At 38.1% G+C, this 14,113-nt stretch carries 9 protein-coding genes; 2 read left to right on the plus strand and 7 right to left on the minus strand.

Features of this window, described 5'->3' with window-relative positions; all coding sequences use genetic code 11:
• Positions 1-168 precede the first annotated feature (168 nt).
• On the plus strand, positions 169-2,352 hold the full coding sequence (locus ACNQFZ_RS06205) for a malate synthase G (RefSeq protein ID WP_458414456.1): 2,184 nt from the start codon (positions 169-171) through the stop codon (positions 2,350-2,352).
• A 48-nt stretch (positions 2,353-2,400) separates the two neighbouring features.
• Here the strand turns inward: ACNQFZ_RS06205 and ACNQFZ_RS06210 are convergent, their stop codons facing one another.
• Both ACNQFZ_RS06210 and ACNQFZ_RS06215 read right to left on the minus strand, forming a co-directional pair.
• Positions 2,401-3,291, minus strand: coding sequence for a LysR family transcriptional regulator (locus ACNQFZ_RS06210; RefSeq protein ID WP_458414457.1), 891 nt, complete (start codon positions 3,289-3,291; stop codon positions 2,401-2,403).
• A 182-nt stretch (positions 3,292-3,473) separates the two neighbouring features.
• Entirely contained in the window at positions 3,474-4,283 is an 810-nt protein-coding gene (locus tag ACNQFZ_RS06215) for a tyrosine-type recombinase/integrase (RefSeq protein WP_458414458.1), read from the minus strand.
• A 286-nt stretch (positions 4,284-4,569) separates the two neighbouring features.
• Between ACNQFZ_RS06215 and ACNQFZ_RS06220 the strand changes: the two genes are divergently transcribed.
• Positions 4,570-5,691, plus strand: coding sequence for a TIGR04053 family radical SAM/SPASM domain-containing protein (locus tag ACNQFZ_RS06220; RefSeq protein ID WP_458415327.1), 1,122 nt, complete (start codon positions 4,570-4,572; stop codon positions 5,689-5,691).
• 178 nt (positions 5,692-5,869) lie between these two features.
• On the opposite strand, the gene ACNQFZ_RS06225 is transcribed toward ACNQFZ_RS06220, so the two are convergent.
• From ACNQFZ_RS06225 to ACNQFZ_RS06245, 5 genes are all read right to left on the minus strand, one after another.
• The gene (locus tag ACNQFZ_RS06225) at positions 5,870-6,577 is read right to left on the minus strand and encodes an ECF transporter S component (protein WP_458414459.1); all 708 of its coding nucleotides are present in this window, start codon (positions 6,575-6,577) and stop codon (positions 5,870-5,872) included.
• The gene (locus ACNQFZ_RS06230; protein ID WP_458414460.1) at positions 6,553-8,244 is read right to left on the minus strand and encodes an ABC transporter ATP-binding protein; all 1,692 of its coding nucleotides are present in this window, start codon (positions 8,242-8,244) and stop codon (positions 6,553-6,555) included. The genes ACNQFZ_RS06225 and ACNQFZ_RS06230 overlap by 25 nt, the downstream gene beginning before the upstream one ends.
• Complete coding sequence (locus tag ACNQFZ_RS06235; RefSeq protein ID WP_458414461.1) at positions 8,226-9,116, minus strand: energy-coupling factor transporter transmembrane component T; 891 nt, start codon at positions 9,114-9,116, stop codon at positions 8,226-8,228. The genes ACNQFZ_RS06230 and ACNQFZ_RS06235 overlap by 19 nt, the downstream gene beginning before the upstream one ends.
• The gene (locus ACNQFZ_RS06240; RefSeq protein WP_458415328.1) at positions 9,103-9,930 is read right to left on the minus strand and encodes a DUF4430 domain-containing protein; all 828 of its coding nucleotides are present in this window, start codon (positions 9,928-9,930) and stop codon (positions 9,103-9,105) included. Before ACNQFZ_RS06240 ends, ACNQFZ_RS06235 begins: the two co-directional genes overlap by 14 nt.
• A gap of 92 nt (positions 9,931-10,022) precedes the next feature.
• Entirely contained in the window at positions 10,023-13,907 is a 3,885-nt protein-coding gene (locus ACNQFZ_RS06245; RefSeq protein WP_458414462.1) for a DUF4430 domain-containing protein, read from the minus strand.
• Positions 13,908-14,113 lie beyond the last annotated feature (206 nt).

Raw genomic sequence — 14,113 nt, forward strand, 5'->3', positions numbered from 1 at the left:
GCCTTTTTCTTTTTATAACCTTATTGCATATCCATTATTCAAAATAAATATTTTCAAAGTAGGCAGTTAACTTATATAATGAAAATAGCAAAAATAGAGAGAATATTATAAATTTACATTTATTGTTCAGGAGAGAACTATCTTAAATTTCAAGGAGGAAAATGCAAAATGACTAAATACGTAAAAATCGGTAATTTACAGGTAGCTTCAATCCTTCAAGATTTTATTAACAAGGAAGCCCTTCCAGGTGCTCGGATTACTGGCGAACAGTTTTGGGCTGGACTTGAATCGCTCATTAAAGATTTAACACCTGAAAACAAAGCATTATTGGCCGAGCGTGATAAATTGCAAAGAAGAATTAATGAATGGCATTTAAAAAATAAAGAAACCTTCGAATTTGAAAGCTATAAATCATTTTTGCAGGAAATCAATTATCTTGAGCCGGATGTAGAAGATTTCGAGATTGCTACTAAGAATGTTGACGATGAAATTGCCATCCAAGGTGGTCCACAGCTTGTTGTACCAGTAGATAATGCCCGCTATGCCATTAATGCTGCTAATGCACGTTGGGGAAGTCTTTACGATGCCCTTTATGGTACGGATGCAATTAGTGAAGAAAATGGAGCTGGCAAGAGCGGAGCATACAACCCTGTTCGTGGTGAACTCGTCATTAAATTTGCTAAAGATTTTCTTGATCAAACGATTCCATTGCAAAAGGGATCACATTCCGATGCTACTGGTTACCAGCTTGTAGACAACCAATTATTTGTGTTGCTTGCAGACGGCGAATCTACAAAACTACAAGACTCATCAAAAGTAATTGGCTATCAAGGTGAAGCAGAAAACCCTTCTGCTATTTTATTCAAAAATAATCGCCTACACTTTGAACTTCAAATCGATCGAACACACCCAATCGGTAAAACGGATAAAGCAGGTGTCAAAGATGTTCTAATGGAGGCAGCAACAACAACAATCATGGACTTTGAAGATTCCATTGCTGCTGTTGATGCAGAAGACAAAGTTGGTGTTTATCGTAATTGGTTGGGACTTGTTAAAGGGGACTTGGCAGCTTCATTTGAAAAAGGCAATAAAACAATGACTCGAGTCATGAATCCTGACCGGACTTATACTGGACTTAATGGAGAAACAATTGCTCTATCTGGGAGATCATTGATGTTCTGCCGTAATGTAGGACATTTGATGACAAGTAATGCTGTTTTGGATGAAAATGGCGAGGAAGTTCCAGAAGGAATTTTAGACGCAGCGATTAGCAGTTTAATTTCTGCACATGAATTAGTTGGAAATTCTAAACATCTAAATTCACAAAAAGGCTCTATTTATATCGTTAAGCCAAAGATGCACGGTCCAAAGGAAGCAGCATTTGCCAACAAGCTTTTTGACCGTGTAGAGGATATGCTTCAATTAGAACGCAATACGATTAAAATTGGTGTTATGGATGAAGAGCGCCGTACATCATTAAACTTGAAAAATTGTATTTATGAAGTAAAAGACCGGATTGTATTCATTAACACTGGCTTCCTCGATCGTACAGGCGACGAAATGCATACGTCAATGGAAGCAGGCCCAATGATTCGCAAAGGTACTATGAAATCAGCAACATGGCTTGGCTCTTATGAAAAGTCAAACGTGAATATTGGTTTAACTTGTGGCCTTCAAGGTCATGCTCAAATCGGTAAAGGAATGTGGGCAATGCCAGATTTAATGGCCGAAATGTTAAAGCAAAAAATCGGCCATCTTAAAGCGGGCGGCAATACTGCTTGGGTACCTTCACCAACTGCAGCAACATTGCATGCTTTGCATTATCATCAAGTTAATGTCATCGACATTCAAAATGAAATTGCAAAAAATATTTCTGATTTACGTGATGATATTTTACAATTACCAATTGAGAAAAACCCAAGCTGGTCGCCCGAAGAAATTCAACAAGAGCTTGATAACAACTGCCAAGGAATTCTCGGCTATGTTATACGCTGGGTAGAACAAGGTGTTGGTTGTTCGAAAGTACCTGATATTAACAATATCGGCCTAATGGAGGACAGAGCAACATTACGTATTTCAAGCCAACACATTGCAAACTGGTTGCACCATGGCATTTGCACAAAAGAACAAGTAGAAGAAACATTAAAGCGTATGGCCAAAGTTGTTGACGATCAAAACGCAGGTGATGCTGCCTATCGTCCAATGGCACCAGATTATGATAGCTCAGTTGGATTCCAAGCCGCATGTGACCTTATTTTTAAAGGTTATGACCAACCAAGTGGCTATACGGAGCCAATTCTTCATCAAAGACGCGCTGAAGCAAAAGCTAAGTTTGCAGTACAAAATCAATAACAATTAATAAAAAATGACATGAGGCTATTCTTCTGAATACCTCATGTCTTACTTTTGACTGTCCGTATAACTCTTTGCCATCTCGATAAACTCACGGACAGCAAAGGACTGATATTTATTCCTTTTCCAAATCATTCCTAACTCTAAATTAACCTCCGGTTGTTCAAAGGGAAGCACCACTATATTTCCATTCAAATTCTCACAAATTTTACTTGGCAATAGTGCAATGCCTAATTTTGCTCCTACCATTTCTACAATAAAATCCTTTTGTGATGTTTCACAGACAATATTAGGTGTGAAATCATGTTTTGCACAGGCATCAAGTATTCGGTCGTGCAAGGAAAAATCCTTTCGATATAATATAAACGGCTCTTCTTCTAATAGCGTAAAATCAATGATTCCATTTTCGGCTAAAGGATTATCCTTATGAACAATAACAACCAGTGGGTCTTTTAATAGTTTGATTACCTCGAAACTGTCATTTCTAATCGGTACATTACAAATTAAACCAATGTCCAGTGAGCCATCTTCCACCCCATCTTTAATTACCTTTGAACCAACCTCTGTTAAATGAATTTCCACTAAAGGGTAAATTTCTTTATATTGGCTAATTAAAGTGGAGAAAAAAGCTGCTCCCATAATCGGTGGAATGCCGATTCTAATTTCACCTTTTTTTAATTCAGCAATATCAGTCAATTCCGATGTAAGATTATTAAAAGCCTCCAATACATTTTTTGTATTAATCAGCACTGCCTTACCGGCATCTGTAAGTTCCAGTTGTTTTGGAGAACGATAAAATAATGGTACCCCTAACTCCCCTTCTAAATGTTGAATAGCTTTGCTTAGCGATGGCTGTGATACATGCAGCGTTGAAGCAGCTTTAGTAAAGCTCAGATGCTTAGCAATCTCGGAAAAATACTCTAAATGGCGAATATCCATTTGTTACACCCCGTTGTTATCCAATCTATATTATCATTATCATAGCCCTTTAACAGTAGGTTTACAATTAGAAAGTGCAAAAAAGACAGCCTCAACCTAGTACGGTGAATGCTATCTTTTTTCTTCATGTTTTTTCACTGAACCCAAGACAAAGCAGCCGTGTGTGTCGTAAAAAAACAACCCTATGCACCTTTTATAATATACCTTTTTGTTATATTAATATCATTATGTCCCGCTAACTGGGCCACAACCGCAATGTCTAATCCTTTTTCAATTAAGTCCTTGCAAAAAGTATGACGTAATTTATGTGGGCTAATATTATATTTTTCTAACATATATTGAATAGATCTTGTTGTAAGTCGGTTATTTTGTTTTGAAATAAATAATGGGCCTTGATAATTTTCCGGTAATGTTTCTAAATAACCTTTCAAAATCCTAAGTGCATCCTTAGGTATTGGAACTGTTCTTTTCTTTTCAATCAGAGGATTATTAACCGTTACCGTTCCAACTTGGCCGCTGATTTCAATGTCCTTACGATCTAAATTACATAATTCAGACAACCTGATGCCTGTATATAAAAGCATATAAACAATCGCTGTATTTCGAACATCTTTATCTTTCTCAACATCTTTTAATAGCTTGCTTTTTTCATCTTCTTGTAAAAACTCAGGAATAGTTTGATAAATATTCTTTTCCTTTTCCTTACGTTTTATATTGTCAACAATACCTGGGTGATCCAAAAACTGGGCAAAAACACGAATCGTTGCATACACTTTATCAATTGTTGCTGCACTTTTCCCTTCTTCTTCGAGCTCATTCATGTAATCTTGAATATCCCGATGAGTAAGCTCTTGTAAATTACGATCTGTTTCTTTTAACCAATCACTAAATTTTTGAATAGCACTTTTATAGGTGTTAATCGTATTAGGAGATTTCTCTTGATGTAATAGCCATTCTTCAAATAACTCTATTAGACTAGCATCTGTTTTCAATTTGCTCCCCCCATTACCAGGCTATTACAATTATACGCTTTTTTTTCGTGGAAGTAAAATAATAATATGGAATTGTCAAAATTTTATAATCAAATGAGTGGAAAAAATACAATTTTTTAGGAAATGGACAATCTTTGCGATACATTTTTTTGTTATTGTTAATAATTTGTAACACACCTACCAATCACAATGAATTACAAAATTTTATAATGAAAGTATTGTTGTTTAACAGAACTGAACAGGACAGGTGATTAGATTGGAAAGACAAGGACATCCACATGGAAAAATGATTGATTATAATGTTAATCCGTTTATTGTGATTTGGGAGGTTACAAGGGCTTGCCAATTAAAATGTGTGCATTGCAGGGCTGATGCTCAAACAAATCCCGATCCAAATGAGTTAAACCACGAAGAAGGAATAAAACTCATTGACCAGATTTATGAAATGGATAATCCGATGCTTGTCTTTACAGGCGGGGACTGCATGATGAGGGAAGACTTATTTGAGCTTGCAGATTACGCAGTAAAAAAAGGGATGCGCGTTTCCATGGTCCCAAGTGCTACTGACAATGTTACAAAAGAAAAGATGGAAAAAGCAAAAGCGGTAGGACTTTCACGCTGGGGCTTCAGCCTTGATGGACCTACACCGGAAATTCACGATCACTTCCGCGGAACACCCGGTTCTTTTGAGTTAACACTAGAAAAGATAAAGTACCTAAATGAATTAGACATGCCATTGCAAATTAATACCGTTATTTCCCGCTACAACTATGATCATCTCGAAAAAATGGCCGAGCTTGTCAAAGATTTAAAAGCAATTATGTGGTATATTTTCTTGCTTGTTCCAACTGGTCGAGGTCAATTAGAAGATTGCCTCACACCATTAGAACATGAAAAAGTATTTTTATGGTTATATGAATTGAGTAAAACAGCACCATATGATATCAAAACAACAGCAGCCCAGCATTATCGCCGCGTTGTCATCCAGCAAAAAACAAAAGAACATAAAATCGCAAAAGGCGAAATTCATTATGAAGACAGCATAACAACCGATGCAGCATCACTCGTAGATGGTTTAAAGCGTGCACCTAAAGGAGTCAATGACGGAAACGGATTTATATTTGTTTCCCATGTAGGCGACGTCATGCCAAGCGGGTTATTGCCAATTAAGGTCGGCAATGTACGTGAAAAAGCATTAAAAGATATATACCGGGAATCTCCTGTTTTAAAAGAATTGCGAAATCCGGACCTTTACAAAGGCAAATGCGGGGTTTGTGAATTTAGGTTTACATGCGGCGGTTCTCGTTCAAGAACATATGCCGTTACTGGAGATTATCTAGAAAGCGAGCCGTTCTGTGTGTATATCCCTGAAGCGTTGCGGAAAACGGGCACTAGAACGGTGCGCTAGTACGGTGGCCTAGTGACCGGATTTTGCCTGCAACTATTATTACGGGCACTAGATTAATAACCTAGTGCCCGTTTTGTACTTGTATCCCGTTTTGCGGGCTCTACTATGCCAGAGTAGTGACCGGATTACCTCCGTGACAACCATTTTGGGCACTAAAATGGAGGGACTACCATAACGGCTACTTCCCCCTTAGTGTCCCCACCCCATTCAGCAGACCATATTTAACTTTAAAACGCTCAAGAATTGTTTTCCACCTAGTTGCAAAAATAGATAGGAAAAATAGATTCGATAAAGCGTGGGCTAAGTCAAAATATAAGCTGGAGGCAATCGCCGAGAGCACCTTGCCCCAACTTATATCTCCCATAAAACCAATGATGTACCACATATCCATGATCCATCCGAATAAAAAGCCCCATATAAATCCAAATGGCAGCAGAAATAATTTTGGCCTGGACAATAACCAATCTTTGAAAAGGCCTGCTGATAGTCCAACCATCCCCCAGGCAAACATTTGCCACGGTGTCCAAGGTCCTTGCCCTAAAAACAAGTTTGAAACTAAAGCTGCAATGGCTCCCACCATAAAGCCCGATTCGGCTCCGAAAACAATGGCCGTCATAATCACGACGAAGGTAGTAGGCTGAACACTTGGCAGTACAGCGAAGGGCACTCGACTGACAGCAGCAAAAGCAGCCAAAATCGCAATCAGCACAATACCCCTTGCACCCATTTGCTTCCGTTCAAAACGGGCGAAAAAAGGAAACATTGCTACAAATAGCATTACAAAACTAAGAAGCAAATAATGATCTCCGCCCTGAAAAACCGTGCCAAACACCAGCAAGCCAAGCAATAAAATGGAAAGTATTAATAACAACCTGCTCCGCCCCATACTTGTAACACATCCTCATAAGTTAGCGCTCGGGGAAGATCACTTCGCACTAATCGATTGATAGCTGTCGTATAAAAATAATTATCACTAAACATCTCTTTTGCTGTGCCTTCAGCAACAATATCGCCTGCGAATAAAAGTGAACAGTAATCCGCGTATTGTGCTGCAAACTCAATATCGTGAGTAACCATCAATATAGACATACCGTCCAGCTGCAACTCTTTTAATAATCCCCCAACATCATGTTTAAAGCTTGGGTCAAGTCCTTTTGTCGGCTCATCTATCAACAACAACTTTGGTTGTTTTAAAAGAATACACGCTAAAGCCAGCTTTTGTCGCTCCCCACCGCTTAAGTCATAGGGATGTTTATCCAGCACTTTTTGCAACGCAAAAAATTCAATTTGCTTCTCGATGTCTAGAGTATTCTCTTTCAAACCAGCCAACTCAACTGCCAACTTTAGTTCTTCTCTTACAGTATCTTGTGTAAATAATGCTAGTGGATTTTGCGATAAATAGCCAATTTCCTGGTAGCGTTCCTCCACTTTTATTTTCATTAATGGTTTCCCATGTAGAAAAACCTTGCCCCTCCTAGGACTTTCCAAACCTGCCAACACCTTTAGTAACGTTGACTTACCGGCTCCATTACCACCAATAATGGCGGAAAACAAACCCTCACGCACTGAATAACTGACGCCCTCTAGCACCATCTTGCCGCCCCGTGCATATTGGAAGAATACATCCTTGCACTCGAGGACGGAGCGAGCAGCCTGCGTTTGTTTTACAACGTCCTCTTCCTTCTCAACTTGCTGCCCCTCCCGTGATCTTAGCTTCGCCCTCCCACCTTTCAGACATTTCCGACCTTCCCTAACTGTAACTGGAATCGACTCTAACCAATCAACACCCTTATTCATCAATAAAAAAAGCTTGGTGATTTCCGGCAAATACTGAAAATAGACATCATTTTTGTCAATTTTCCCAATCACCTTTTGCGGCGTTTCATTAAACTTTATTTCGCCATTTTCTAGTAAAACAACACGGTCAACAATCGGAAAAACTTCCTCTAACCTGTGCTCGATAATTACAATCGTTGTATTAAACTCTTGATTGATACGGTGGATCATTTGTAAAAATTCTCGGGCAGCAATTGGATCAAGCTGGGCCGTTGGTTCGTCCAATAGCAACAATCGCGGCTGCAAAAGCAAAATGGAAGCCAAATTCACCAGCTGTTTTTGACCACCTGAAAGCTCATGTATTGATAAATGCAACCATTCCTCAATACCAAAGAAAGAAGCCATTTCAGCAACTTTTTTGCGAATTTCATTAGCAGGGTAGCTAAAATTCTCTAACGAAAAAGCTAACTCATGCCAGACCGTATTTGTGACGATTTGATTTTCAGGGTCTTGAAAAACAATTCCAATTTCTTTTGCTGCAGTATAGGAAGAAACGAACTCGAGCTCCACTTGATTGTAAAACACATGGCCCATCCTCGTTCCAATCGGAGCAATCTCCTTCTTCATTTGCTTAAGGAGCGTTGTTTTTCCACATCCTGTTGCTCCACAAAGTAAAATCATTTCACCCTCATCAATGGTAAGGGATATATCCTTTAGCAAAGGAGTGCCCTCACCAGCATATGTAAAGGAAAAGTTTTTCATTTCAATAAGCGCCATCTAAAGTATTCTCTCCCTTCAATAAAATGAGGTGTGAATAAAAACAACAAAAAAAGACCGAATAGATTACTTTCGCCAATCGTAAGTTTTAGAGATTCCAGATGGGGATAGATTTCAAGCTTCCCCATTCCCAACAGACCAAACACTAACAAAGCAATGAAAAGTACGCTAAACCAAGCCATGAAAAAAATATCTTCTTTATAAAAGCGGTATGTAAAAAAAGAACTCCTACTACCTAATCCATAGCCACGCGCTGTCATTGAATCCGCTGTTTGCAGAGCCTCCTCCAATGACCATGTCATTAAAATATGAATGAGGCTCATTCCAGCCTTGGCTCTTTGCTTAACCGTCCCGCTCATCATACTGATTCCCCTTGTTTTTTGAACGTTCGTAATTTCTATTAATCTTCTTTTTAATAGCGGAACAAAGCGAAAGGCCATCATAATCAAGAGTGCCGTTTTAGGAGCAAATGAGGAAAATAAATAAATGAATTTATCCTCGGAAATAATAAAATTAAAAGATACAAACGCTATTAGAATGGTCATAATCGACAGCATCATTAAAAAGCCAAACATCATACTTTCCAGTGTCATCGGTTGGTCAAATAAATAAAAAATGATAGTCGAACCTCGATGAGAGAAGAGCGGATTGATGATAAAGATGGCAAGTGCGATAAAGATATAAAAGCCCATCCCTTTTCGCATTTCTTTGGCACGATCGTGAAAATAGTTGAGAAGTAATACTGAAACAAAAGCAGCTAATAGAAAAAAGGGATGGTTAAAAACCATGCTTAAAGAAAACACCCCAAGATAATATAGAAAGCACACTGCTGGATGTAAAGCATTGAAGCCGTCTATTTTATTCACTGACATTTTGCCCAACGTCTTTGCCAAGGTCTAACGTGTAAACCCACTCAATTTTGTCACCCGGCTTCACCTCTGAGAGCCCTGCTCCCTTTCTCATAAAAGCACCATTCACGCTGTACATCCAGCCACTTTTTGGTCCCTTATCGAATTCATATAAATTATTGATTCCTTCAATATATGCAGTGCCGCCGCTACCTCGGTACTCCATTTGAATCCGATTTTGTTTTGTTACTTTCTTAAGTATATCTAAAACTGTATCGCCTGCTTGAATTTCCACTTTTGTTGTTTTTAAAATAATTCCAGTTTGTTGATCACCTTTTATGGAAATGGTAGCTTCATGTTCTTGAATATTACTAGTTTTTTTCTGCTCAGCTTTTGAAGCCGCAGCCTGATTAGAAGAATTGGTAGAGGCAGTTTTCTTTTGGACTTGTGATTGACTAACGCCCTTATTTGTCTGTATCTTAGTTTCACTTGTTTTTGTGGTACTCTGATTTGCTTTAGGTACTGTGGTTTCCTTGCTTGCTTTCGAAGCCACAACTTGTTGTTTTGCAACATCAGTCTGTTGCTTATTACTTTCAGTTGCCACTTGTTCTTGTGGGGCCTCGCCCTTACCTACTACAGTCACATTCTGTGTTGATTTTTCATTTTCTTCCTTAGCCTGTTGGTCGTTTTCCTCTTTATCATCCTTCGAAATGCTTTCATCCTTTACAACTTGCTGCGTATTTTTCCCTGCATCATTTTTCTGTTCGTTCCCTTCTTTTGAAGCACAACCAGCAAGTAAAGTTGCCAAAATCACGGCTACAATAAAGAATTTCATCATATTTTTCAAAGTAAAAAACCTCCTTTATCAACAACTAAGGAGAACGATTAAAATCGTTCTCCGTTGTTTTTATTTGACTGCTCATAGCCCGCTTAAAATTTTTCATCAATTCGGGTTGCGAGCACTGCACCCATTTCTCTTGTTACAAGGTCATTTGGCTTGAATAAATTACCTTTATACCCTTTCATCAGATTCTTATCATACAGGGCTTGAATTGCTGCTTGATTAAATTGACTTAATTTCGAAATATCACTGTAAATCGTTGTTTTGGATTCGTCTTGTTTTGATACAAGATCAAACGCTCTGGCAAGAATAACCGCCACTTGCTCTCTTGTAATTGGCTTATTTGGACTAAATGTTGTTTTTGATGTGCCGCCAATAATTCCCAACTGCTGTGCTCTCATTACAACGCCGTAATACCACTGCCCCGGCTTTACATCATTAAAAATAACATTGTTTTGTGCATACTCTTCGCCCTCTAACAGTTTTACTAAAATCGCTGTGAACTGCGCACGTGTTAAAGACTGTTGTGGTGCAAACCGTAATGGATTTTGACCCACACCATACATAATCTCTTTATCAAAAGCCTCATTTACTGATTGAAGAGCATAGGAAGAAATCTCTTTTCTATCTGCAAAGGCAGGAATAGTTTTTGATACTACGACCGTCTTATCTTGGCTCGTAAATTGATAGATAGAATTTTTGTTATTGTAAAAATGATCCAGTGCAATCAAAGCCAATAAAGCTTGCTCGGAGGCAATTTGGTTTGATGCATCATTTTTTACATTAGCAAATCCGCCATCTTTTGTTTGATAAGATAAAAGGTTTGAAATAACATTCCCACTTGCTTTTGTAAAGGATTCCCCTTGCGGATCAATACCAGCAGCGGTTAAAGCCATGATAACTTGAGATGCACTTTCACTATTTTCTTTTCCATCAGCGATAAAGCCGCCGCTAGCTTGTTGTGCCTTGCTTAACCACGCAATGGCTTTATCAATCGCACTTTTCACTTGTGGCTGTTCCTTGTAGTTTACCAAACTACTAATCGCCATTGATGTCATGTCAACATCGGAAGCTTCACCGTTCACGAGTGTAAATCCACCATCTACATTTTGATTTGCCAAAATTTCAGCTAAGATTTTCTCACGATTCCACTTCGCATTTTGTGGAGCTTGATAATTGCCACTATCTAAAGCAATCAGTGCAAAAATCAAACCGTTTGTTCCTTGCATTGTCATTCTTTCATTATTATAAATCTTTTCCATTAAATCGTAACCACCAATGTTCGTTGGGTCACCACCAAGTGCCTGAACGGTTAATGCATAGCGTTCATAATCCGTAATCTTGCGGAAAAATCCGTCTGTCTCTTTTAACTTCTTGCTAATTCCCGCTAAAACAGCCTGCGTATCAGCTTGACCGAGACGAGCAAATCCAAAATCTTCCCATTCGGATTGAGTTTGATCGGTTTTAAGGTATTGGGTTACTTTGTTTAATTCATTTGCAACATCAAGTTTATTGTTTTCATTTAACTTTTTAATTACCGCAAACTTCGTAAAGTGATCTACCTTACCAGTTACTGTACCAGTTTTTGCATCAATAACAGTTGGAATTTGAATCCATTGATTCTTTTCCTCGTCAAGCCATGCCATAACCAGATTATCTAAATCATCATTTTCAATTGGTACATTAATAGAAATATAGACTGGCTTTTCAAATTTTGTACCTTTTGGTGAAAACTCGTAAACAGAAGACTTTAATTGCTTGTCAGCACCAGTAGCTTCAGTTGCAAGTTCCTCAATTTTAATTGTTTTCTGCTCTTGTAGTGCTTCTTTTGGTATAACAATTTTAGCTTCGTCTACTTTTGAATCTGAAATCACGGTTTCCTCTGTTGGAACAGCAGTTTTTTCAAGTTTTACTGTGTTACTAGACAGCGCTTCTTTTAATTTTTGAGCATCTATAGATGACATTTTTTGTTCTTTGTTAAGAACAACATTGAGTTTTGTCGAATCAAAAGAATTTAATACTACATTACTCACGGGGCTACTTGGCATCTCTGAAGGGTCTACACCTTCTACTTCATAAACCCATTCTAATTGATCACCATCACTTAGTTTGTATGTTCCTGCACCACTACCAGGAAAATACCCATTAACAGAATACTTCCACCCACTCGTTGGTCCATGGTCAAATTCAGCTAAACCATTAATCGCAGCCACGTAGGCAGTTGACCCGTAACCGCTAGTCTCATAGGCAATACCATTTTCCTCTAAGACATCAACAAGTGCGCTAAGAGCAGTTGCATTTCCATCTACTTCTATCGTTCTATTAGATAGAATAGTAGATTCATGGCTTCTCACGGAAATTGTAATCGTTTGTTTTTTAGTTTCACCTGGTGTTGTTGGTGATGTACCGCTATTTCCACTTGTTTCATCTACCACTAAAGTAGGCAAATTTGTTAAATTGTAAACAGAACTTTTTTCTGTTAATAATCTCTCATATGAAACTAGAGCAAGTAACGCTTGCCCCGTAGATACCAACTCTGAGTTTCCACTTTTCAAATTAGAAAAGCCACCATCACTATTTTGAAACGATAGTAAGGAACTATAAACATTTTTTTCTTTTGTAAATCCTTCATCGATAGGATTCATACCTAAAGTTGATAGAGCGATGATTACCTGTGCCGTGCTCTGACTATTTTCTTGTCCTTTAATTGATAAAAAGGCGCCACTTTGTTGTTGAGACTTTTCCAACCATAATACTGCTTTTTCAATAGCTGTTTTCACCTCAGGGATATCCTGATATTTAGATAAACTACTTAATGCCATTGCTGTCATATCAACGTCGGATGTTTTATTGTCGAGTGACCAGCCGCCATCGCTTAATTGATTATCTAAAATATATTGAATGAATTTTTCTCTTGTCCATTTTGCGGAATTAGGAACATCAAATCCCTTACTATCAATTGCTAGTAAACCATAAATAACTCCATTCAACCCTTGCATGGTCAAATTGTCATGGTTATATATTTTTTCTATTAAATTTATTCCATTAAAATTAGTAGGATCTTTATCAATAATGATTAGACCAAGCGCCGCTTTTTCTAAATCAGTAACCTTTGTAAAATCACCATTATTTGTTTTAAGATTATTTTCAATTTCTTGAATATATGATTTAGGAATCGAATTACCTAATTGTCTTAAAGCTAATGCTTCTTCCAAAGTTGGAATTTCATTATTACATTGAATCCATTTAACTGATTTTTCAAGCGTAGTACCTTCTGACAATTGTTCACATGAATTTTCAGGAGTAGTCCCTTCATCTGGTGGATTTCCGCTTATAGGTAATCCAGCAATTGTAATTTTACTACCCGGCGATATAACATCTGGTTCCCCTGCATATGACTTATATTTAAAGGTTAGTGTTTCACCCGCCTTAGGCTTATAGGATGCAGCTCCAACTGATGCTTCCTCACCGTTAACATAAAATGCCCAGTAATATGTACCTGCTGCTGCAAGTCCATTAATTGATGTAATCATTGGACCCCAAGCACTGTCCATAGTTTCTACTGTTTCTTCTTTTTGAAGCAATGATAATGCTGTAGAATCAGACTCCAACCCTACAATTTTTATTGTTTCTTCGGTCGTAAAGGTATTATCTTCCCACGATTTATATCTAAATGATAGGGTTTCACCAACATTTGGTTCATAAGCCCCCGCTCCCACAGATGCCTCTTCATCGTTAACATAAAATGCCCAGTAATATGTACCTGCTGACTCTAATCCATTAATCACATTAATATATGGACCATACGATGAATCCTCAACCTCAACTTTTTCTGCTGAACTTATTAACGATAACGCAGATATATCACTTACTGTATCCTCCGGTGTTTCAGCCGAAACTCCCATATTAACCCCAGCCAACAATTGCGCAAACATCACAATTGTTAAAACAGTCATTCTAAAAAACTTCCTCAATTCATCTCCCCCTATCTGTTTCTCCCCTGTTGACTTCGTCGCAAAGCTTTTGCTTTTTGACCATTTAGAAAGACACGACTTGCCGCCCACAATGGCGGAAGTCGATGTCCTTTCTTATACTGATATCCGACAAAATTTTTCATTCATATCAGTATAAAAAAAACCGCCTTCCCCAAAAGCGGGAGGTGGTTTTATGTAACAAAATA

The organism is Schinkia acidoalkalinis, from assembly GCF_054301215.1.